Annotated in this window: 19 protein-coding genes; 4 read left to right on the plus strand and 15 right to left on the minus strand. The window is 64.8% G+C overall.

Translation table 11 applies throughout. The features are described 5' to 3' along the window. Positions 1-2: 2 nt before the first annotated feature. Positions 3-515: an RNA pyrophosphohydrolase gene (locus CI41S_RS02425; RefSeq protein WP_139857245.1), complete on the plus strand. Its 513-nt coding sequence runs from the start codon at positions 3-5 to the stop codon at positions 513-515. On the opposite strand, the gene CI41S_RS02430 is transcribed toward CI41S_RS02425, so the two are convergent. From CI41S_RS02430 to CI41S_RS02455, 6 genes are all read right to left on the minus strand, one after another. Continuing rightward, entirely contained in the window at positions 461-1,456 is a 996-nt protein-coding gene (locus CI41S_RS02430) for an AraC family transcriptional regulator (protein ID WP_139857246.1), read from the minus strand. The genes CI41S_RS02425 and CI41S_RS02430 overlap by 55 nt on opposite strands. A gap of 408 nt (positions 1,457-1,864) precedes the next feature. Beyond that, positions 1,865-2,272 (minus strand): F0F1 ATP synthase subunit epsilon, encoded by a 408-nt coding sequence (locus CI41S_RS02435; RefSeq protein WP_139479966.1) that lies wholly within the window; start codon positions 2,270-2,272, stop codon positions 1,865-1,867. 116 nt (positions 2,273-2,388) lie between these two features. After that, positions 2,389-3,831: a F0F1 ATP synthase subunit beta gene (atpD, locus tag CI41S_RS02440; RefSeq protein WP_139479967.1), complete on the minus strand. Its 1,443-nt coding sequence runs from the start codon at positions 3,829-3,831 to the stop codon at positions 2,389-2,391. A gap of 26 nt (positions 3,832-3,857) precedes the next feature. Further along, positions 3,858-4,736 carry a F0F1 ATP synthase subunit gamma gene (locus tag CI41S_RS02445; protein WP_139857247.1) on the minus strand — a complete coding sequence of 293 codons (879 nt, stop codon included), beginning with the start codon at positions 4,734-4,736 and terminating at the stop codon, positions 3,858-3,860. Between the two features lie 102 nt (positions 4,737-4,838). After that, positions 4,839-6,368: a F0F1 ATP synthase subunit alpha gene (gene atpA / locus CI41S_RS02450; RefSeq protein ID WP_139479969.1), complete on the minus strand. Its 1,530-nt coding sequence runs from the start codon at positions 6,366-6,368 to the stop codon at positions 4,839-4,841. Further along, the gene (locus tag CI41S_RS02455; protein WP_139479970.1) at positions 6,368-6,928 is read right to left on the minus strand and encodes a F0F1 ATP synthase subunit delta; all 561 of its coding nucleotides are present in this window, start codon (positions 6,926-6,928) and stop codon (positions 6,368-6,370) included. The genes atpA and CI41S_RS02455 overlap by 1 nt, the downstream gene beginning before the upstream one ends. Before the next feature lie 645 nt (positions 6,929-7,573). On the opposite strand from CI41S_RS02455, the gene CI41S_RS02460 reads away from it, so the two are divergent. Further along, positions 7,574-8,059: a septal ring lytic transglycosylase RlpA family protein gene (locus CI41S_RS02460; RefSeq protein ID WP_139857248.1), complete on the plus strand. Its 486-nt coding sequence runs from the start codon at positions 7,574-7,576 to the stop codon at positions 8,057-8,059. Positions 8,060-8,160: 101 nt separating this feature from the next. Here the strand turns inward: CI41S_RS02460 and CI41S_RS02465 are convergent, their stop codons facing one another. Then, entirely contained in the window at positions 8,161-10,368 is a 2,208-nt protein-coding gene (locus tag CI41S_RS02465; protein WP_139857249.1) for a primosomal protein N', read from the minus strand. Between the two features lie 107 nt (positions 10,369-10,475). Here CI41S_RS02465 and CI41S_RS02470 point away from each other — a divergent pair, with 107 nt between their 5' ends. Beyond that, positions 10,476-11,447: a tyrosine recombinase XerC gene (locus CI41S_RS02470; protein ID WP_139857250.1), complete on the plus strand. Its 972-nt coding sequence runs from the start codon at positions 10,476-10,478 to the stop codon at positions 11,445-11,447. A gap of 181 nt (positions 11,448-11,628) precedes the next feature. Further along, positions 11,629-12,219: a DUF4337 domain-containing protein gene (locus CI41S_RS02475; RefSeq protein ID WP_139857251.1), complete on the plus strand. Its 591-nt coding sequence runs from the start codon at positions 11,629-11,631 to the stop codon at positions 12,217-12,219. Positions 12,220-12,664: 445 nt separating this feature from the next. Here CI41S_RS02475 and CI41S_RS02480 read toward each other — a convergent pair whose 3' ends face one another. The 8 genes from CI41S_RS02480 to sucC all read right to left on the minus strand — a co-directional run bounded on the left by CI41S_RS02480 (position 12,665) and on the right by sucC (position 22,854). Beyond that, entirely contained in the window at positions 12,665-13,195 is a 531-nt protein-coding gene (locus tag CI41S_RS02480) for a hypothetical protein (RefSeq protein WP_139479975.1), read from the minus strand. Between the two features lie 116 nt (positions 13,196-13,311). Continuing rightward, entirely contained in the window at positions 13,312-14,712 is a 1,401-nt protein-coding gene (lpdA, locus tag CI41S_RS02485) for a dihydrolipoyl dehydrogenase (RefSeq protein ID WP_139857252.1), read from the minus strand. A gap of 27 nt (positions 14,713-14,739) precedes the next feature. Continuing rightward, a complete protein-coding gene (locus CI41S_RS02490; protein ID WP_172627888.1) occupies positions 14,740-15,489 on the minus strand; it encodes an SDR family oxidoreductase in 750 nt (249 codons plus the stop codon). Positions 15,490-15,564: 75 nt separating this feature from the next. Continuing rightward, complete coding sequence (gene odhB, locus CI41S_RS02495; RefSeq protein ID WP_139479978.1) at positions 15,565-16,818, minus strand: 2-oxoglutarate dehydrogenase complex dihydrolipoyllysine-residue succinyltransferase; 1,254 nt, start codon at positions 16,816-16,818, stop codon at positions 15,565-15,567. Between the two features lie 176 nt (positions 16,819-16,994). Continuing rightward, positions 16,995-19,955, minus strand: a complete 2,961-nt coding sequence (locus CI41S_RS02500) for a 2-oxoglutarate dehydrogenase E1 component (RefSeq protein WP_139857254.1) — start codon at positions 19,953-19,955, stop codon at positions 16,995-16,997. 250 nt (positions 19,956-20,205) lie between these two features. Next, positions 20,206-21,087 (minus strand): succinate--CoA ligase subunit alpha, encoded by an 882-nt coding sequence (sucD, locus tag CI41S_RS02505; protein ID WP_139857255.1) that lies wholly within the window; start codon positions 21,085-21,087, stop codon positions 20,206-20,208. A gap of 91 nt (positions 21,088-21,178) precedes the next feature. Further along, on the minus strand, positions 21,179-21,655 hold the full coding sequence (locus tag CI41S_RS02510; RefSeq protein ID WP_139479981.1) for a DUF1579 family protein: 477 nt from the start codon (positions 21,653-21,655) through the stop codon (positions 21,179-21,181). A 2-nt stretch (positions 21,656-21,657) separates the two neighbouring features. Next, positions 21,658-22,854 (minus strand): ADP-forming succinate--CoA ligase subunit beta, encoded by a 1,197-nt coding sequence (gene sucC / locus CI41S_RS02515; protein WP_139857256.1) that lies wholly within the window; start codon positions 22,852-22,854, stop codon positions 21,658-21,660. Positions 22,855-22,983 lie beyond the last annotated feature (129 nt).

Consider the following 22,983-nt stretch of genomic DNA (forward strand, 5'->3'; position numbering starts at 1 on the left):
CCATGTCATCGGAAAAGCCCTATCGCCCCAATGTGGGCATCGCGCTGTTCAACGCCGAAGGACGCGTGCTGATCGGCCGCCGCTTCAAGGACGACGGTCCGGAGATCATCCTGCCCGGCCTCGAATGGCAGATGCCGCAAGGCGGCATCGACGCCGGCGAGGATCCGCGCCAGGCCGTGATGCGCGAATTGTGGGAGGAGACCGGCGCTGTCAGCGCCGACTATCTCGGCGAGACCACCTGGATGACTTACGAATTCCCGCCCTATCACGGCCCGGCAACGCACCGGCTCGCAGAATTTCGCGGCCAGCGGCAAAAGTGGTTCGCGCTGCGCTTCACCGGACGCGATGACGAGATCGACCCGCTGACGCCGCGCAACGGCCAGCCCGCGGAATTCGACCAATGGCGCTGGGAGCGGCTCGACCGCGTCGCCGATCTCGTGGTGCCGTTCCGCCGCGAGGTCTATCGCGCGGTCGCCGCCAGCTTCGCCGAATTCGCCGGCACGTCGGCGGCCTGAACGCGCCGCGCATCGCCCGGCGTCATGCCAAAGCTGGCGCGGAACACGCGATAGAAGGTCGCGATGCTGTCGAAGCCGCAGGAGAAGGCGATCTCGTCGACGCCGCATTCCGGCATGGTGGAGAGCAGCCGCCTCGCCTCCTTCAACCGCATCGCCGTCAGCGTCCGCGCAAAGGAAAGGCCGGTCGGCTCGAACAGCGCATGCAATTGCCGCAGCGAAATGCCGAGCTCGGAGGCAACCACCGCCGGCGTCAGCGCCGGACGATGCAGGTCGCGGAGCATGATCTCGCGCGCCGCGTGGAGATAGCCTGCATGCAACGCTGCACGGATTTCATCCTGGCGCGGCCGCGCGCGCCCGCGCGACAGCAACGCAAGTCGCACCATATGAGCGACGTCGCCGGCGAAGCGCCCGGCGTTGGCGGGATCGCGGGTCATGGAGCGGAACATGGCGCCGACCAGGCGAGTCAGGCTGGCATCGCGCGGCAGCGCGACCGGCGGCACGTCCTCGATCGGCGCCCCGAGCACGAGCTCGCTGCTGACGGGAATCTTGAGGCTGTAGAAGTGAAAGCCGTCGCTGCGTTCGGGCGTCGACGCGAACGGAAGGTTGGAATGGCCGAACACCAGATCCCCGTTGCGGACGTAGTGAACGCGATCGCGGCCGATGTTCAGGTGTCCGGGCCCACGCACCTGCCAGGCGAGATGCAGGCTGTTGCTCGGCACGCGGGCAATGTCGGTCGAGGTCCGGCTGACGCGATAGGACGATGCCTTCATCTCCGCCAGCACGGCATCGCCGACGGCAGTGGCGGAAAACCGCCCGCGGAAATCCGGACGCTTGTCGCGGTCGAGCTCGATCGTGACCCCGAACAGGCTCTTGCCGCGGACGTCGCACCAATGTTCAAAACGGTCCTGCGGACGGAGAGCGTCGGTGGAGAAGGTCAGCACGGCATTGCGTCCAGGGGAGCGGTGAGGTTGGGCCGATCGGTCACCGCGCTTCAACTTGTCATTTGCGCACGAGCGCCGCTGTAAGCTGCTTCACATTTCCGTCTCACGCTCTCGTTGGGGCCACCGCGAACGGCCCGATATCGCTGCCGCGTTTGGCGCATTCGCCACGGGCCGCCTTGACGGCAGCCTGCAATATCCGCCGCGAAGATCGCTGCGATCTTGCGTTTCATGAATCCCAGCCCCGGACCCCGAATATGCCGTGCAGCATGCCGTCAGGCGTTCGCGGGTGCAACAAGCATTCAGCGCCCGCCAGGTCCGGCGAGCGCTGAATCGTTCAAGTCGTCGTATGTGATAAACGGAAAAACCGTGAGCGGCTTCATAAAGCGCGGCGACGAATCGCCACCGCGCTTAATGCATTGCCGTCGCGTTGAGCTCGTGCTGGATGCTCTTGAAGTGGTCGAGCCGCTCGATGGCGTGATCGAGTTCGGAGCCCTCCTTTTCGGCGAGCTTCTCTTCCATTTCCTTGATCGTCTCGGCGAACTTCGCACGATCGAGATCCACAATCGCAGTCGCAACGTCGGCGAGCACGGTGAGACCCTTGTCCGACACTTCGGCAAGTCCGCCGAGCACGATGACCTTCTCGCGCTTGCCGGCAGCCGTGATCGTCAGGATGCCCGGACGAACCGTGGCGACGACCGGCGCGTGTCCGGCCAGCACGCCGAAATCACCCTCCACGCCGGGAACGTCGACCTGATCGACATCGCCGGAGAAGGCGAGCTTTTCGGGAGAGACGAGATCGAAGTGGAAGGTGGTCATGGTCTTTCCGTTCTTTGCGCTGTCACCCGCGGGCTTGACCCGCGGGTCCATCCGTCAAAACTGGTCTCGTTCGATGGATCGCCGGATCAAGTCCGGCGATGACGACATCATGAAGCTTAGGCCGCCTCGGCGGCGAGCTTCTTGCCTTTCTCGACGGCCTCTTCGATGGTGCCGACCATGTAGAACGCCGCTTCCGGCAGGTGGTCATACTTGCCCTGGCAGAGATCGCGGAAGCCCTTGATGGTGTCCGCGAGGTCGACGAACTTGCCCGGCGAGCCGGTGAAGACTTCGGCGACGTGGAACGGCTGCGACAGGAAGCGCTCGACCTTGCGGGCGCGCGCCACCGTCAGCTTGTCCTCTTCCGACAGCTCGTCCATGCCGAGAATGGCGATGATGTCCTGCAGCGACTTGTAGCGCTGCAGGATCTGCTGGACCAGACGCGCGGTGTTGTAGTGCTCTTCACCGACGACGAGCGGCGACAACATGCGCGAGGTCGAGTCGAGCGGGTCCACCGCCGGATAGATGCCCTTTTCCGAGATCGCGCGCGACAGCACCGTGGTGGCGTCCAAGTGCGCGAACGAGGTGGCGGGCGCCGGGTCGGTCAAGTCGTCGGCCGGCACGTAGATCGCCTGCACCGAGGTGATCGAGCCCTTCTGGGTGGTGGTGATGCGCTCCTGCAGCGCGCCCATGTCGGTCGCGAGCGTCGGCTGATAACCCACCGCCGAAGGAATACGGCCGAGCAACGCCGACACTTCCGAGCCCGCCTGGGTGAAGCGGAAGATGTTGTCGACGAAGAACAGCACGTCCTGGCCCTGGTCGCGGAAGTGCTCGGCGACCGTCAGACCGGTGAGGCCGACGCGGGCGCGGGCACCGGGCGGCTCGTTCATCTGGCCGAACACCAGCGCGCACTTCGACTTCACGCTCGGATCCGGATTGTGCGGATCGGCGTTGACCTTCGATTCGATGAACTCGTGATAGAGGTCGTTGCCTTCGCGGGTGCGCTCGCCGACGCCGGCGAACACCGAGTAGCCGCCGTGCGCCTTCGCGACGTTGTTGATCAGCTCCTGAATCAGCACGGTCTTGCCGACGCCGGCGCCGCCGAACAGGCCGATCTTGCCGCCCTTGGCGTACGGAGCAAGAAGATCAACGACCTTGATGCCGGTGACGAGAATTTCCGCTTCCGTCGACTGGTCGGTATAGGTCGGCGCATCCTGGTGGATGGCGCGGAGACCTTCGGACTTGATCGGGCCGGCTTCGTCGATCGGCTCGCCGACCACGTTGATGATGCGGCCGAGCGTGCCTTCACCGACCGGCACGCGGATCGGCGCGCCGGTGTCGGTCACTTCCTGGCCGCGGACCAGACCTTCGGTGGTGTCCATCGCGATGGTGCGGACGGTCGATTCGCCGAGATGCTGGGCGACCTCGAGCACCAGGCGGTTGCCGCCATTCTTGGTCTCGAGCGAGTTGAGAATCGCCGGAAGGTGGCCTTCGAACTGGACGTCGACCACGGCGCCCGTGACCTGGGTAACGCGACCGACCTGGGTGGCTGCTGTAGCCATGGATGTTCTCCTTCGAAAAACTTGCCTTAGACCGCTTCAGCGCCGGAGATGATTTCAATCAGCTCCTTCGTGATCTGGGCCTGACGGGTCCGGTTATAAATAAGGGTTTGCTTGCGGATCATTTCGCCGGCGTTGCGGGTGGCGTTGTCCATCGCACTCATCTGCGCGCCGTAGAACGAGGCGTTGTTCTCCAGCAGCGCACGGAAGATCTGCACTGCGAGGTTGCGCGGCAGCAGCGAGGTGAGGATCTCGTCCTCTTCCGGCTCGTATTCGTAGGACGTGGCAGGCGCCGCATTGGCCGCGGGTGCAGCGACCTCCAGCGGGATGATTTGCTGCGCGGTCGGGATCTGCGCGATCACCGACTTGAAGCGCGAATAGAACAGCGTGCAGACGTCGAATTCGCCGGCGTCGAACCGCGCCAGCACCTTGGTGGCGATGTCCTCGGCATTGACGAAGCCAAGTTGGCGCACCGAGCGCAGGTCGAGATGCTCGACGATCTGCCGCTCGAAGGTCCGGCGCAGCTGCTCGTAGCCCTTGCGGCCGACGCAGAAGAACTTGACCTCCTTGCCCTGCGCGATCAGCGACTGCGCCCGCTCGCGCGCCAGGCGCACGATCGAGGAATTGAACGCGCCCGACAGGCCGCGCTCGCCGGTGCAGACCAGCAGCAGATGCACCTGATCCTTGCCGGTGCCCGCGAGCAGCGCCGGCGCGCCGGGCGAGCCGTTCGCGGCGGCAGCGATGTTGGAGATCACCGCGTCCATCTTGTCGGCGTAGGGCCGCGCCGCCTCAGCGGCGTGCTGCGCGCGGCGCAGCTTGGAGGCTGCGACCATCTGCATGGCCTTGGTGATCTTCTGCGTCGCCTTGGTCGAGGCGATGCGGACCCGCATGTCTTTCAGTGACGCCATTCTTCGTCCACCCCGGCGATCCGACCGCAAGGGTCAGATCGCAAGCCTCTGTTCGTCACGCCCGGCGGCACGCCGGGCGACGCCCCTTGTTATGCAAACGTCTTACGCAAAAGTCTTGGCGAAACCTTCGACCACCGTCTTCAGCTTGGCGGCGGTGTCGTCGGAGAGATCGCGGCTGGTGCGGATCGCGTCAAGGATCTCGGCGTTCTTGCCGCGCAGCAGCGACAGCAGGCCTTCCTCGAACGCCTTCACCTTGTTGAGCGGCAGCGGATCGAGATAGCCGTTGGTGCCGGCCCAGATCACGCAGACCTGCTCTTCCATCTTCAGCGGCGAGAACTGCGGCTGCTTCAGGAGCTCGGTCAGGCGCGAACCGCGGTTCAGCAGGCGCTGCGTCGAGGCGTCGAGGTCGGAGCCGAACTGCGCGAACGCCGCCATTTCGCGGTACTGCGCGAGCTCGCCCTTGATCTTGCCGGCGACCTTCTTGGTTGCCTTGGTCTGCGCCGACGAGCCGACGCGCGACACCGACAGACCGACGTTCACCGCGGGACGGATGCCCTGGAAGAACAGATCGGTTTCCAGGAAGATCTGGCCGTCGGTGATCGAAATCACGTTGGTCGGGATGTAGGCCGACACGTCGTTGGCCTGGGTTTCGATGACCGGCAGCGCAGTCAGCGAGCCCGAACCATGCTCCTTGTTGAGCTTCGCGGCGCGCTCGAGCAGACGAGAATGCAGATAGAACACGTCGCCCGGATAGGCTTCGCGGCCCGGCGGACGGCGCAGCAGCAGCGACATCTGGCGGTAGGCGACGGCCTGCTTGGACAAGTCGTCATAGATGATCACGGCGTGCATGCCGTTGTCGCGGAAGTATTCGCCCATCGTGCAGCCGGTGAACGGCGCGATGTACTGCATCGGCGCCGGGTCCGACGCGGTGGCGGCAACAACGATCGAGTATTCGAGCGCGCCCTGCTCCTCGAGCACCTTGACGAACTGCGCAACGGTGGAACGCTTCTGGCCGACCGCGACATAGACGCAGTACAGCTTGATGTTCTCGTCCGGCTGCGCGTTGAGCGGCTTCTGGTTCAGGATGGTGTCGAGCGCGATCGCGGTCTTGCCGGTCTGGCGGTCGCCGATGATCAGCTCGCGCTGGCCGCGGCCGATCGGGATCAGCGCGTCGATCGCCTTCAGGCCGGTGGCCATCGGCTCGTTCACCGACTTGCGCGGAATGATGCCGGGCGCCTTGACGTCGACGCGCTTGCGTTCGGTGGCCTGGATCGGGCCCTTGCCGTCGATCGGGTTGCCGAGCGCGTCGACGACGCGGCCGAGCAGACCCTTGCCAACCGGCGCGTCCACGATGGCGCGGGTGCGCTTGACGGTCTGGCCTTCCTTGATCTCGCGGTCAGCGCCGAAGATCACGATACCGACGTTGTCGGTTTCGAGGTTGAGCGCCATGCCGCGGGTGCCGTTCTCGAACTCGACCATCTCACCGGCCTGGACGTTGTCGAGGCCGTAGACGCGGGCGATACCGTCACCGACCGACAGCACCTGTCCAACTTCGGTGACCTCGGCTTCCTGGCCGAAATTCTTGATCTGGTCCTTGAGGATCGCAGAAATTTCTGCGGCGCGGATGTCCATCAGCCTGCCTCTTTCATCGCGTTCTTGATCGAATTGAGTTTGGTGCGAAGCGAACTATCCACCATCCGGCTGCCGAGCTTGACCACCAGGCCACCAATAATGGAGGGATCGACCTTCACGTTGAGCGCGACGTCCTTGCCCGTCACTGATTTCAGTGCGGCCTTCAGCGCGTCGAGATTCTTGTCACTGAGCTGTTCGGCGACGGTGACTTCCGCGGTCGCCTCGCCCTTGAACTTCGCCACCAGCGCGCGATAGGCGCGGATCACATCGGCAATTGCGAACAGCCGGCGATTGGAGGTGAGCACTTTGAGGAATTTTGCCGAGGTGCCGGAAATGCCGGCCTTGTCGAGCACCGCGGTTAGCGCCTTGAGCTGGGCTTCGGCGGAGAACACCGGACTGCGGACGAGGCGCTTGAGGTCCTCGCTCTCGTTCAGCATGGCCTCGAATCTGTCGAGATCAGCCTTTACGGCATCGACGGATTGCTCGTCGCGCGCCAACTCGAACAACGCCGTTGCATAACGGCCGGACACTCCCGAAACGGACGGATCTTCAGCAGCCACGAGCTCGCTCTTTTTGCTGTTAAATTCGCAAGGGAAAAACCGTCGCCACCAAAGCAGCGCCTAGCGATCCAAGCCCTTGGAATTCAAGCGGGACTTCGATTTTCGACCGGCACAGGACGTGCCGGGACCGTTAAAATCGCGGGCTTTGCTAACATAGCAATCGCGCAGGTGCAACATGACGACACGCGCTGGCGCCGCCTTGTCGCACGCGCGTCGCACACGTGCCTTGGCGGCCACGACCGCCGGCCGAATCAGCGAATTCTGCGGACGGGAATTTTGCCGGCACCGCACCGGATTCGCACGGACCAGATTCGTTCCAGAAAAAATTCACATGCGGCCATGAGTGATCGCGAGGGAACAAATCGCGAGGGACGCGCTCCATTTGGCGAATACTTACCGAAAACTTACTACGGTGTCGTTTTTCAGTATTCACAAGTATTTCAATCGTTAAAATTTAGTTAAAGCAGAAGGTTACGGAACCTCTCCAGACCACCCCGAAGCGGTAACAAGATATTTCAGCCGGAGGCAATCCGGATTTACTGCCCAATTCACGCCGCATTGCGAAATCAAACGGCCTTGGTCAACAAGGGACGGGGGTTCCACTTGCCACGGTTGGTGGCAATACTGTCTGAGGGTCTTAAATCAATGACGAATATCAAGAAAATGGTACTGGGCGTAACCCAGTCGCGTACGGCGCTTGCTGTTGTGGCCGCGACGCTTCTGGTTGGGGGCAGTGTGACCGAAGCGTCCGCGAAGTCCAGGCATCATCATCGCCATCATCACCATCATCATGCCCGGGCTGAGGGGTCGGCCTGGCGCAACGCCAATGCCTCGGTGCAGTCCACCGGCGGCCACTCGTTCTCCGGCATGGCTTCGTTCTACGGCAATGAGTCCGGCAGCCGCACCGCCTCCGGTCAGCGCTTCAACCAGAACGCCATGACCGCGGCCCATCGCTCGCTGCCGTTCGGCACCAAGCTCCGCGTCAGCCATGGCGGCCGCAGCGTCGTCGTCACCATCAACGATCGTGGCCCGTTTATCCGCGGCCGCGTGCTCGACCTCTCGACCGGCGCCGCCCGCGCCATCGGCCTGACCGGCGCCGGCGTCGGCCGCGTCACCGCCGAGGTCATCTAAGCGTCTTTAGTAAGCGTTGCGTCGCGTACGGCCGCGAGGCCCGTGCCTCGCGCGTCCGACAAATGGCCTGCCGTCGCAAATGACGGCAGGCTTTTTTGTTGTCACAGGAAGCTCTGCGGATCGACGTCGACCTCGAGCTTGAGGTTGCCCTTGGTCTTCGGACCGGCGGCCAGCCATTCGCGCAAGTACTGCGACAGGTCGACATTGCGCAGCGACTTCACCAGCAGGCGAAAGCGGTAGCGGCCCTTGATCACCGCAAGCGGCGCCTCGGCGGGACCGAGCACCTGGATCCGTTCGTCGAGCGGCGCCACCGCAGCGAGCTTGCGGGCAAAGCCCTCCGCGGTCGGACGATCGCCAGCGGAAATGATCAGGCTCGCCAGCCGGCCGAATGGCGGATAGCCGGTGCGCTCGCGGATATCGATCTCGCTGGCGTAGAACGCCTCGCGGTCGTTGGCGATCAGGGCCTTGATGACGGGATGCTCGGGCTGGTGCGTCTGCAGAAAGCCGACGCCGCGGCCCTGCTCGCGCCCGGCCCGGCCGACCACCTGGTTCAGCAGCTGGAACGTGCGCTCGGCGGCGCGCGGATCGCCATTGCTGAGGCCAAGATCGGCATCGACGACGCCGACTAGATTGAGCCGCGGGAAGTTATGTCCCTTGGCAACGAGTTGCGTGCCGATGATGATGTTGACGCGGCCCTCGGCGATTTCATTGAGCTCGCTGCGCATGGTCTCGATCGAGGTGATGAGATCGCTCGACAGCACCATGGTGCGCGCCTCGGGGAAGATGTGAGCTGCCTCCTCCTGCAGGCGCTCGACGCCGGGACCGACGGCGGCCAGCGATTCCTCCGCCGCGCAGTTCGGGCAGATGTTCGGGCGCGGCATCGAGAAGCCGCAGTGATGGCAGACCAGCCGCTGGCGAAACCGGTGATCGACCAGCCAGGCATCGCAGATCGTGCAGGCGAAGCGATGACCGCAGGCGCGGCACAGCGTCAACGGCGCATAGCCGCGACGATTGAGAAACAGCAGCGCCTGCTCGCGCCGCTCGATCGCATAGCGAATCTGTTCGGCCAGCGGCGGCGAGATGAAGCGGCCGCGCGGCGGCGGCGCGCGGCGCAGATCGATCGCCTCGATATGCGGCATGTGCTGGCCGCCGAACCGCGACGGCAGCGCGACGCGCTGGTAGCGCCCCTTGCGCGCATTGACCTCGCTCTCGACCGACGGCGTGGCGGACGCCAGCACGATCGGGATCTTTGCGATATGGGCGCGAACCACCGCCATGTCGCGCGCGTGATAATGCGCGCCGTCGTCCTGCTTGTAGGCCTGGTCGTGCTCCTCATCGACGATGATGAGGCCCAAATCTGCGTAGGGCAGGAACAGCGCCGAGCGGGCACCGACCACGACCGGCGCCTTGCCTTCCGAGATCGCCGCCCAGTTGCGCGCGCGGGTGCGCGGCGTGAGCTCGGAATGCCATTCCAGCGGCCGCACGCCAAAACGCTGCGAGAAACGATCGAGGAACTGGCCGGTCAGCGCGATCTCCGGCATCAGGATCAGCGACTGCTTGCCGCGCCGGATGTTTTCCGCGATCGCCTCGAAATAGACCTCGGTCTTGCCCGAGCCGGTGACGCCGTCGAGCAGCGCGACATGAAAGCTGCCGCTGGCGGCGAGCGTGCGCATCACGTCGACGGCGCTGCGCTGCTCGCGGGAAAAATCCGGCTGCGCGAAGGCGGGATCCGGACGCGGTGGCGGCGCCGGCGGCGGCATCGCCTCGACCGTCAACGTGCCCTCATCGACCAGGCCGTCGACCACGCCGGCACTGACGCCGGCCTCCTTCGCTGCGTCCGACTTGCCGTGCAGCAGACCGTCCGACAGCACCTCGATCAATCGCCGCCGCGCCGGCGTCAGGCGCTGCGGCGGCTCACCGACCAGGCGGACGCCGAGCCGCGTGCGCTCGGGCCCGAGATTCTCGCCCATGCGCAGCGTCATCCGCAGCACCATGCCGCGCGCCGACAGCGTGTAGTTCGACACCCAGTCGACCAGCTGACGCAGTTCCGCCTTGAGCGGCGGGACATCGAGCTTCTCGCTGACGTCCTTGAGGCGGTTGTGCAGCCGCGGATCGGGCCTGGCGTTCTCGGCCCATACCACCGCGACGACCTCGCGCGGCCCGAGCGGAACGGCGATCACGTCGCCCGGCGCGAGCTCCATGCCGCGCGGAACGCGGTAGGAATAGGTCTGGTTCAGCGCGACAGGCACCAGCACGTCGACGACACGTGTCGCCGATGCGGAAGCCGTGCTGCTGCGCGTGGTGTCCATCGGAATCGCCTAGCACCGCTGCGCCGCCTTAGCGAACGGTAAACGAAGGAAGTGCGATATAATCAGGAGAATCGCAGCGCCAATAGCCCCAAGGTCGCTTACAAGATATGGCCCGGACCGATCAGCCCGTTCAAGCGCTTGAGCTCGACTGCGCCGACGTGTCAATCACGCAGGAGATGACGCGCTGGCTGTCGCATCTGCGCGCCGAGCGGCGGCTGTCGCCCAAAACCCTCGAAGCCTATGCCCGCGATGTCAGGCAATGCCTCGCCTTCCTGGCGGAGCATTGGGGCGCCAAGGTCACGCTTGCCGGCTTTGCCGCGGTGGAGGCGAGCGATGTCCGCGCCTTCATGGCGATGCGGCGCGCCGACGAGATCGGCGGCCGATCGCTGATGCGGGCGTTGGCGGGGCTGCGCTCGTTCGGGCGCTTCCTGGAGCGCGAAGGCAAGGGCAAGGTCGGCGCGCTGTCGGCGATCCGCGCGCCGAAGGTGGCCAAGAGCCTGCCGAAGCCGATCCACATGGAGGCGGCGAAGCGTTTTGCCGATGCCGACGAGCGCGCCGGCGAGGAACGCGAGACCTGGATCCTGGTGCGTGACGCCGCCGTGATGGCTCTGCTCTATGGTTCGGGCCTGCGCATCTCCGAGGCGCTGGGGCTGAAGCGCCGCGACGTGCCGAAGCCCGGCGAGGGCGACGTGCTGGTCGTGACCGGCAAGGGCAACAAGACCCGCATGGTGCCGGTGCTGCAGAACGTGCTGCAGATAATCGCGGACTACGCGGCGATCTGTCCGCATCCGCTGAGCCCGACCGGGCCGATGTTCGTCGGCGCGCGCGGTGGCCCGCTCAGCCCGCGCATCATCCAGCTCACCATGGAGCGGCTGCGCGGCGCGCTCGGCCTGCCCGACAGCGCAACCCCGCACGCGCTGCGGCACTCCTTTGCCACCCATCTGCTCAGCCGCGGCGGCGATCTGCGCGCGATCCAGGAACTGCTCGGCCACGCCTCGCTGTCGACCACGCAGATCTATACCGGCATCGACAGCGAACGCCTGCTCGAAGTCTATCGCTCGGCGCATCCGCGCGGCTAAAGCATGATCCGGAAAAGTGTGAAGCGGTTTTCCGAGAAGATCATGCTCAAATAGGCGCGGCGTTCATCATTGTGAACGCGGCCCGCGCCGTTCGTCTTCATACGGCTGCCATAAATCGCTCGCCCCTTGCGTTGTGCGGCGCATTCGGCAATCGTGCCGCGGTCGCATCCGGAGGGGAATCATGAGCGCACATGAAAGTATGGAGCACGCCGAACATGCCGAGCATGCATCCGGCTCGAACAAGAAGATCGCCCTTTTGATCGCCGTGATCGCGCTGTTCCTGGCGCTGTCGGAAACCCTCGGCAAGGGCGCGCAGACCGAAGCGATCGCCAAGAATGTCGAAGCCTCCAACCTCTGGGCCTTCTTCCAGGCCAAGAGCATCCGCCGCACTACGGTGCAGGTCGCGGCCGATCAGGGCAAGCTCAGCCTCGGCGCCACGACCGACGAGGCGGCCAAGGCGGCGCTGCAGAAGCAGATCGACGACTGGACCAAGACCGCGGCGCGCTACCGCTCGGAGCCGGACACCGGAGAAGGCTCGGAGCAACTGTCGGAGCGCGCCAAGCATGCCGAGCACGAGCGCGACGAGGCGACCGCGAAATATCACCATTTCGAAATTGCCTCCGCCGCCTTCCAGATCGCCATCGTGCTGGCGTCGGCGACCATCATCACCGGCATCCTCGCGCTGGCCTGGGTGTCCGGCATCGTGACCTTGGCCGGCATCGCGATGACCGCGCTCGGTCTGTTCCAGCCGCACTGGCTGCATCTGCATTGAGGTCTGGGCTGGGAGGCACGCCCCGCGGCGGGTGCGCGCCGCCAATATGGCGAAAACAACCCCATGCAAAGTAGCCGGCGGCTGCCGTTGTTCGCATGGCAGCTTGACACGTCGGGCAACTCAGGGGTATTCTTCTAATATTCCGAAACAGTGTGCGCGTGGTGACAACGGGGCCGTCGACCCTTCGAGACGGGCGCAAGTGCGCGCTCCTCAGGGTGACGGTGATGGTTTGCTCAGCTTGCTCGGTGTCATCACCCGGCTTGACCGGGTGATCCAGTATTCCAGAGACGCCGGTGATAGAAGCGAGGGGCCGCGGCGTACTGGATCGCCCGGTCCATGTGCGCAATTGCGCACAGGCCGGGCGATGACAACGGTAGATGAGGACAAAGCTTCACATTCTCTCAGGATGACGGTTCGACGGATCACTGAACCCCGATGAAGAAACTCACCGCGCCTGGTGCACGCTCTTGCGGAAGCGCGCGATCGAGCGCAGCGTGCGCGCGGTCCAGCCGTCGCCGTCGCCGCGCAGCGCCTCCAGGGCGCGCTGCTTGACCGGTTCGACCAAAGCGGTGGCCTTGGCGCGGAGCGCGATCACGAAATCATAGAGCCGCTGGAACCAGCGCATCTGCAACAGCTTCGGCCGCGTCACGTCGAACAGGAAAGCGGTGAGGCCCATGCCGACGAACTTGGCGAACAGGATCAGCGAGACGGCGCTCATCCAGTAATTGTTCGCCAGCAGCCAGAGCCCGATCAGCTTCAGCGGAAACAGCGAGATCGCGGGAATGACGAAGATGAACAGTGTGGTCGCCGGCGACAGCGAATGCACCCGCTCGGCCACCCAGTGCTTCATCGCGCGCAGCGGTAGCGCGGCCACGATGCGCTCGACGATCGGCTCGAGGTGGTCCCACAGCCACGCCTCGATCAGGAAGATGATCGCAAGCAGGATCCAGAACGCGTTCAGCAGGCGGCGCAACATCGTCGTGATCTCTCGATCATGATGCGACTGAGCATCATGATCTCATCTCTTTACCAGAGCGTGAAGCCGGCTTCAGTTATCCAGGTCACGCTCCGCCGGCTCGCGCCGGACTTCGATCACATATGGATGGCGCGTTTGCCCACCGCAAGCGAGGCTTCCTTGATGGCTTCCGAGCGGGTCGGATGGGCGTGGCAGGTGCGGGCCAGATCCTCGGCCGAACCGCCAAATTCCATCAAAACGCAGGCTTCATGAATCATTTCGCCGGCTTCGCGACCGACGATGTGCACGCCGAGCACCCGATCCGTTTTCGCATCTGCGAGAACTTTTACAAGACCGTCGGTGGTCTGGTTGACCTTGGAGCGGCCGTTCGCGGTGAACGGAAACTTGCCGACGGTATAAGCGACGCCGGCCTGCTTGAGCTCCTCCTCGGTCTTGCCGACCGACGACACTTCCGGCGTGGTATACACGACACCTGGGATAACATCGTAGTTCACATGGCCCGCCTGCCCCGCGATGATCTCCGCGCAGGCGACGCCTTCGTCTTCCGCCTTGTGCGCGAGCATCGGTCCGGCGACGACGTCGCCGATCGCGTAGATGCCCTTCACGTTGGTCGAGAAGTGCGCGTCAATCTCAACGCGGCCGCGATTGTCGAGCGCGACACCGGCTTCCTTCAGCCCAAGGCCCTCGGTGTAGGGCACGCGGCCGATGCAGACGAGCACGACGTCGGCTTCGATCGTCTCCGCCGCGCCGCCCGCCGCCGGCTCGACCTTGGCCTGCAGCGTCTTGCCCGAGGTGTCGACCGCGGTGACCTTGGCGCCGAGCTTGAAAGTGAAGCCCTGCTTCTCCAGCATGCGCTGGAATTGTTTTGCCACTTCGCCGTCCATGCCGGGCAAAATGCGGTCGAGGAATTCCACCACGGTGACCTTGGCGCCGAGACGGTGCCAGACCGAGCCGAGCTCGAGCCCGATCACGCCGGCGCCGACGATCAACAGACTCGACGGCACCTTCTCCAGCGACAGCGCGCCGGTCGACGACACGATGCGCTTCTCGTCGATCTCGATGCCCTTCAGCCGCGCGATGTCGGAGCCGGTGGCGATCACGATGTTCCTGGTCTCGACGGTCTCGGTCTTGCCGTCGCCGGAGACCTCGACCTTGCCGGCACCGAGAATCTTGCCGGTGCCCTTGAGCACGTCGATCTTGTTCTTCTTCATCAGGAACTCGACGCCCTTGACGTTGCCGTCGATGCCCTGCTGCTTGAAGTTCATCATCGCGGGCAGATCGAGCTTCGGCGCCGAGACGCTGACGCCCATCTTGGCGAAGGAATGCGCAGCTTCCTCGAACATCTCGGAGGCGTGCAGCAGCGCCTTCGAGGGCATGCAGCCGACATTGAGGCAGGTGCCGCCGAGCGTCGCGTTCTTCTCGACGACGGCGACCTTCATGCCGAGTTGCGCCGCGCGGATCGCGCAGACATAGCCGCCAGGGCCGGTGCCGATGACGACAAGATCGTAAGAAGCCATGATTGAGGTCCTGTAACTCTTTGACTGTTAGCGACCGCCCGACACGTCGAGGATCGTGCTGGTGACATAGGAGGCCTCGTCCGACATCAGCCAGACGATGGCATTTGCAATCTCATCCGCAGTGCCGACGCGCTTCATCGGCACCATATGGGCAAGCCGGTGCGCGCGATCGGGCTCGCCGCCCGCGGCATGGATTTCGGTGTCGATCAGCCCCGGCCGGATGCCGGCGACGCGAATGCCTTCGGCCGCGACTTCATGGCCGAGGCCGACGGTGAACGAATCGATTGCGCCCTTGGAGGCGGCATAATCGACATAGGTGTTGGGCGCGCCGAGCCTGGCCGCGACCGAGGAGAGGTTGACGATCACACCGCCCTGACCGCCATGCTTGGTCGACATCCGCTTCACCGCTTCGCGGGCGCAGAGGATCGAGCCGGTGACGTTGACCGCCATCACCCGCCGGATGCGCTCGGCCGACATCTCGTCGACGCGCACGCCGCTGGTGCCGACAATGCCGCCATTGTTGACCAGCGCCCCGAGCGTGCCGAACTTGTCGGCCGCCTTGAACAGGTCGAGGATATCGCCTTCCTCGGCGACATCGCATTTCACCGCGATCGCCTTGCCGTTGCTCGCCGCGATCTGGGCGACGACCTCGTCGGCCGCCTTCTTGTTGCTGGCATAGCCGACCACAACACGATAGCCGCGCGCCGCGGCAGCGAGGGCGGTGGCGCGGCCGATGCCGCGGCTGCCGCCGGTGATGATGACAACCTTATCCGTCACATTGATCCCCAAAGATACGCGGCCAAAACGATTGCGGCGCCCGATCGGGTCGAGCGCCGCGCGCGAATGGCCTTCTTACAGGTCCAGCACCAGGCGGGCCGGATCCTCCAGGCTCTCCTTGACGCGCACCAGGAAGGTCACTGCTTCCTTGCCGTCGATCACGCGGTGATCGTAGGACAACGCCAGATACATCATCGGGCGGACCTCGATCTTGCCGCCGACCACCATCGGCCGCTCCTGGATCTTGTGCATGCCCAGGATGCCGGACTGCGGCGCGTTGAGGATCGGCGTCGACATCAGCGAGCCGTAGATGCCGCCATTGGTGATGGTGAAGGTGCCGCCCTGCATCTCGTCGATCTTGAGCTGGCCATCGCGGGCCCGGCGGCCGTAGTCGGCGATCGACTTCTCGATGTCGGAGATCGACTTGTGGTCGCAGTCGCGCACCACAGGCACCACCAGGCCGCGGTCGGTGCCGACCGCGACGCCGATGTGGTAGTAGTTCTTGTAGATCAGGTCGCTGCCGTCGATCTCGGCGTTGACGGCGGGAATGTCCTTCAAGCCCTGAACGACGGCCTTGGTGAAGAAGCCCATGAAGCCGAGCTTGGCGCCGTGCTTCTTCTCGAACACGTCCTTGTACTGGGCGCGCAGCTTCATCACCTCGGTCATGTCGACCTCGTTGAAGGTCGTCAGCATCGCGGCGGTGTTCTGCACGTCCTTCAGGCGCCGCGCGATGGTCTGGCGCAGCCGCGTCATCTTCACGCGCTCCTCGCGCGCGGCATCGTCGGCCGGCGACGGGGCGCGGACCTGCACCGCGGCGGCCGGCTGATTGACCGGGGTCGGCGCCGAAGCGGCCTTCTCGATCGCGGCCAGCATGTCGCCCTTGGTGACGCGGCCGTCCTTGCCCGAGCCGGGCACGGTGGTGGCATCGACGCCGCTTTCGGCGGACAGTTTTCGCACCGACGGAGCGAGCGGGGCATCAGCCGGCGGCGCCTTCGGCGCAGCAGGAGCCGGCGCGGGGGCGGCGGCCGGCGCCGCCGCGGCGGGCGCCGCAGCCTTGGCAGCCGGAGCGGCGGCGGCAGGCTTCGCCGGAGCCGCGCCATCATTGATCTGGCCGAGCAGCGCGCCGACGGCGACCGTCTCGCCATCCTTGGCGATGATCTCGCCGAGCGTGCCGGCGGACGGCGCCGGCACCTCGATCGTGACCTTGTCGGTCTCCAACTCCACCAACGGCTCGTCCACCGCGACGGCATCACCCGCCTTCTTGAACCAGCGGCCGATGGTGGCCTCGGTCACGGATTCCCCGAGTGTTGGAACGCGAATTTCAGTCATGGTCTTTTCCTCAGATCAACCCTGCGGTCATGAAACTTGGTACGGCCACCGCCCGCCGAAGCGGACGATCCGGTACTCCGTGACGACAGCGACGTAGCTGGATGACCCGGGATACCGGATGCCCCGCTCCAGTGCGCAATTGCGCACAAGGCGGGGCATGGTGGTGGTGAAGGTGGTTAGTTCAGTGCGTCGTCGAGCAGCGCCTTGAGCTGCGCCAGATGTTTCGACATCAGGCCGGTGGCGGTGGCCGCGGCGGCCGGACGGCCGGCGTAGCGCGGACGCTTGTTCGGCGCATGGATCTGGTTCAGCACCCATTCGAGATAGGGCTCGATGAAGTGCCAGCCGCCCATGTTGCGCGGCTCTTCCTGGCACCAGACGATCTCGGCGCCCTTGAAGCGGCCGAGCTCCTGCACCAGCGCCTTCAGCGGCACCGGATAGAGCTGCTCGACGCGCATCAAATAGATGTCGTCGATGCCGCGCTTCTCGCGCTCCTCGTAGAGATCGTAATAGACCTTGCCCGCGCACAGCACGACGCGACGGATCTTGTCGTCCGGCTTGAGCTTGATCGCCTCGTTCGGCAGCATCTGGGCGTCATCGTACAGGATGCGGTGGAAGGTCTGGCCCTCGCCGAGCTCGTCGAGCCGCGACACCGCCCGCTTGTGGCGCAGCAGCGACTTCGGCGTCATCATGATCAGCGGCTTGCGGATCTCGCGATGCAGCTGCCGCCGCAGCACGTGGAAGTAGTTGGCCGGGGTGGTCGGATACACCACCTGCATGTTGTCTTCGGCGCAGAGCTGCAGATAGCGCTCGAGCCGCGCCGAGGAGTGCTCCGGCCCCTGACCCTCATAGCCATGCGGCAGCAGGCAAACGAGGCCCGACATGCGCAGCCATTTGCGCTCGCCCGAGGAGATGAACTGGTCGAACAGCACCTGGGCGCCATTGGCGAAGTCGCCGAACTGGGCTTCCCACATCGCCAGCGCATTCGGCTCGGCCAGCGAGTAGCCGTATTCGAAGCCGAGCACCGCCTCCTCCGAGAGCAGCGAGTTGATGACTTCGTAGTGGCCGGTGTCGTTGCCGCCGAGATGGTTGAACGGCGTGTAGCGGCTCTCGTCTTCCTGGTCGATCAGCACCGAATGGCGCTGCGAGAAGGTGCCGCGCTCGGAGTCCTGGCCGGACAGCCGCACGTGGTGGCCTTCCTGCAGCAGCGTGCAGAACGCCAGCGCCTCGCCGGTCGCCCAGTCGATGCCGACGCCGGAGTCGATCGCCTTGGCGCGATTGTCGAGGAAGCGCTGGATGGTGCGGTGGACGTGGAAGCCGTCCGGCACCTTGGTGATCTTGCGGCCGATCTCCCTCAGCTTGGCGACGTCGACGCCGGTGACGCCGCGGCGGGCGTCCTCCTCCTGGTCGGCGATCTTGAAGCCGGCCCACTTGCCGTCGAGCCAGTCGGCCTTGTTCGGCTTGTAGCCGGCGCCGGCCTCGAACTCGGCATCGAGCCGCGCGCGCCAGTCGGCCTTGGCCTTGTCGACCTCGCCTTCGGTGATCACGCCCTCGGTGATCAGCCGCTTGGCGTAGATCTCCAGCGTCGACGGATGCGAGGCGATGCGCTTGTACATCACCGGCTGGGTGAATGCCGGCTCGTCGCCCTCGTTATGGCCGTGGCGGCGATAGCAGAACATGTCGATGACGACCGGCTTGTGGAATTTCTGCCGGAACTCGATCGCGACCTTGGCCGCGAACACCACCGCCTCCGGATCGTCGCCGTTCACGTGGAAGATCGGCGCGTCGATCATCTTCGCGACGTCGGACGGATAGGGCGAGGAGCGCGAGTAGCGCGGATAGGTGGTGAAGCCGATCTGGTTGTTGACGATGAAGTGCAGCGAACCGCCGGTGCGGTAGCCCTTGAGGTCCGACAGGCTGAAGCATTCCGCGACCACGCCCTGGCCGGCGAAGGCGGCGTCGCCGTGCATCAAGAGCGGCAGCACCGAGATGCGCTGATCCGGCGGATCGCCATGCTGGTCCTGCTTGGCGCGCACCTTGCCGAGCACGACGGGATCGACGATCTCGAGATGCGACGGGTTGGCGGTCAGCGACAGATGGATCTTGTTGCCGTCGAACTCGCGGTCCGAGGAGGCGCCGAGGTGATACTTGACGTCGCCGGAGCCTTCGACCGCGTCCGGATTGGCCGAGCCGCCCTTGAACTCATGGAACAGCGCGCGGTGCGGCTTGGCCATCACCTGGGTCAGCACGTTGAGGCGGCCGCGATGCGGCATGCCGACCACGATCTCCTTCACGCCGAGATTGCCGCCGCGCTTGATGATCTGCTCCAGCGCGGGGATCAGCGACTCGGCGCCGTCGAGGCCGAAGCGCTTGGTGCCGGTGAACTTGGTGTCGCAGAACTTCTCGAAGCCTTCCGCCTCGACCAGCTTGTTGAGGATGGCGCGGCGCCCCTCGGGGGTGAAGCTGATCTCCTTGTCCGGACCCTCGATGCGCTCCTGGATCCAGGCCTTCTGCGCGGCATTGGAGATGTGCATGAATTCGACGCCGAGCGTCTGGCAGTAGGTGCGCTCGCAGATCTGCACGATCTCGCGCAGCGTGCCGTATTCGAGGCTGAGCACGTGATCGAGGAAGATCTTGCGGTCGAAATCGGCCTCGGTGAAGCCGTAGGAGCGCGGATCGAGCTCCTCGCGATCGCGCGGCGCCTCGATGCCGAGCGGATCGAGCTTGGCGTGGAAATGGCCGCGCATGCGGTAGGCGCGGATCAGCATTAGGGCGCGAACCGAATCGCGGGTGGCCTGGTGGACGTCGGCGTCGGACAGTTCGGCGCCCCTGGCCTGCGCTTTGGCTGCGATCTTGGTGCTGACCGCCTTCTCGACCTGGGCCCAGTTGCCGTCGAGCGCGGAGGTCAGGTCGTCGCGCGGGGTGAGCGGCCAGTTGTCGCGGCCCCAGGAGGCGCCGTCGGCGTTCTTCCGGACGTCGCCAGGCGCGTCCTTCAGGCTCTTGAAGAAATCCTGCCATTCGGCGTCGACGGACGACGGATCCTGCTCATAACGCGCATAGAGGTCGTCGATATAGGCGGCGTTGGTGCCCTGGAGGAACGAAGAGAGGGCAAAAGCGGCGTTCGCGTCTTGGCGAGACATATGGAAGTCCTGGTGATTTTTGGTTGGCGCGTGGCAGACGGCGCAAGACCAGTCCGAAGGACCAGCTGAATGGATATCCTTTAGCCTATTTAAGTCGGATATTCGCGCCTAAAAGAACCAAAAAATGAACGGACTTTCAAAACATATTGAAGCGCCCGCCGTGCGGATAACGCAGGACAAAAAGATACGCTCCCTGGCGATTTGAACCACCAGGGAGCGCGGGATAGCGGATAAAATTGCTGTCGCGACGTTACTTCAGCATTTCGGCCAGGGTGTGCCCGAGCCGCGCCGGCGACGGCGACACCCTGATGCCGGCGGCTTCCATCGCCGCGGTCTTGGAGCCCGCATCGCCCTTGCCGCCGGAGATGATGGCGCCGGCATGACCCATGCGGCGGCCGGGAGGTGCGGTGACACCGGCGATGAAGCCAACCATCGGCTTCTTGCGGCCGCGCTTGGCCTCGTCCTTGAGGAACTGGGCGGCGTCTTCCTCGGCCGAGCCGCCGATCTCGCCGATCATCACGATCGACTTGGTGTTGTCGTCGGCCAGGAACATTTCCAGCACGTCGATGAACTCGGTGCCCTTGACCGGGTCGCCGCCGATGCCGACCGCGGTGGTCTGGCCGAGGCCTTCCTGGCTGGTCTGGAACACCGCCTCATAGGTCAGCGTGCCGGAGCGGGAGACGATGCCGACCGAGCCCGGCTTGAAGATGTTGGCCGGCATGATGCCGATCTTGCACTCGCCGGCGGTCATCACGCCCGGGCAGTTCGGCCCGATCAGCCGCGACTTCGAGCCCGACAGCGAGCGCTTCACCCGCACCATGTCGAGCACCGGGATGCCCTCGGTGATGCAGACGATCAGCGGGATTTCGGCATCGATCGCCTCGCAGATCGCGTCCGCCGCGCCCGGCGGCGGCACGTAGACCACGCTGGCGTCGGCGCCGGTCCTGGCGCGCGCCTCGGCAACGGTGTCGAACACCGGCAGGTTGAGATGGGTCGAGCCGCCTTTGCCCGGCGCCACGCCGCCGACCATCTTGGTGCCGTAAGCGATCGCCGCTTCCGAATGGAACGTGCCGTTCTTGCCGGTGAAGCCCTGGCAGATGACCTTGGTGTTCTTGTCGATCAGAATGGACATGGTTCGAGATGCTTTCGCGAGACGAGAAGGGACTCTATGGTTTGAGCATGATCTTATCGGAAAACCGGGGACCACTTTTCCGGATCATGCTCTAATGGATACGCCGGTACACGCCGGTGAGCACGTCGGCCCACCCTTCCGCGTCGGGCGAAAACTGGATCTTCATGTTGTAGGTATTGTCGTCGACGACCTCGTAGACGTGGCGGGCGTTGCCGCGCAGCGAGCCGCGCACCAGGATCAGCGATTTGTTGACCCAGCCGCCCGAGGCCGGCGACGGCGGGTAGTAGCCGAGCGAATCGTGCCAGAACAATTTGTAGGTCCGGTCCTCGCGGTCGTAGGTGAAGACGCCGTGGGTGGCAAAGCTCTCCTTGCCGTCGCGGCTCTGCACCGTGTCCTGGATCAGGTAGAAGCCGTTGAGCGCGATCCGCGCCACCACATGCGAGGTCGCCGGACCGCCCGCGGTCCAGCGCGACGGAAACACCATCTCTTCGCCGTTCCACTCGCCTGCGAACAGCGCAAGCTTGCGGTGCTCTTCCAAGGGTAGCGGGGCGTCGAGATGATCGGCCATCGTTAGCCTCCCTTGACGGCGTTCACGATCTTCTGGGCTGCGTCATCGAGATTGTCGGCGGGGACGACGTTGAGGCCGCTTTCGCGGATGATCTTCTTGCCCTGCTCGACATTGGTGCCTTCGAGGCGCACCACCAGCGGCACCTTGAGGCCGACTTCCTTGACGGCGGCGACCACGCCCTCGGCGATCACGTCGCACTTCATGATGCCGCCGAAGATGTTGACCAGGATGCCCTTCACGTTCGGATCGGCAGTGATGATCTTGAACGCGGCCGCGACCTTCTCCTTGCTGGCGCCGCCGCCGACGTCGAGGAAGTTGGCCGGCGACATGCCGTAGAGCTTGATGATGTCCATGGTCGCCATGGCGAGGCCGGCGCCGTTGACCATGCAGCCGATGTTGCCGTCGAGCGCGACATAATTGAGGTCGAACTTCGAGGCCTCGATCTCCTTGGCGTCTTCCTCGGTCTCGTCGCGCAGCGCCATCACGTCGGGATGGCGGTACAGCGCGTTGCCATCGAACGACACCTTGGCGTCGAGCACGCGGAGCTGGCCCTGCTTGGTGACGACCAGCGGGTTGATCTCCAGCATCGCCATGTCCTTGGCGGCGAAGGCGGCATAGAGCTGGCCAGTGAGCTTCTCGGCCTGCTTGGCGAGATCGCCGGTGAGCTTCAGCGCCTGGGCGACGGTGCGGCCGTGATGCGGCATGATGCCGGTCGCGGGATCGACCGAAAACGAGACGATCTTTTCAGGCGTGTTGTGGGCGACGTCCTCGATGTTGACGCCGCCTTCGGTCGACACCACGAAGGAGATTTCGGAGGTCTCGCGGTTGACCAGGATCGAGAGATAAAACTCCTTGTCGATGTCGGAGCCCTCCTCGATGTAGAGGCGGTTGACCTGCTTGCCGTGCGGCCCGGTCTGCACCGTGACCAGCGTCGCGCCGAGCATCTGCTTGGCGTATTCGCCGACCTCGCCGACCGACTTGGCGATGCGGACGCCGCCCTTGTCGCCGGCGGAGGCTTCCTTGAACTTGCCCTTGCCGCGGCCGCCGGCGTGGATCTGGCTCTTCACCACCCAGATCGGGCCCGGGAGCTGCCTGGCCGCCGCATCGGCCTCCTCGGCCTTCAGCACAGCGACGCCGCGCGAGATCGGCACGCCGAATTCATGCAGCAGTGCCTTGGCCTGGTATTCATGGATATTCATGGAAAGACGCTCCCAAACCCTCGTGCGGCGAACTTTCAAGTCAGCCTTGGGCTTGGCATACCATATACCAACGCCCGTGCAAGCATAAAATCCGCCAGAATTTCATTACGTTGCACCCGACAGGCGATC

It is taken from the genome of Bradyrhizobium ivorense, from assembly GCF_900696085.1.
Classification (GTDB): Bacteria; Pseudomonadota; Alphaproteobacteria; order Rhizobiales; family Xanthobacteraceae; genus Bradyrhizobium; species Bradyrhizobium ivorense.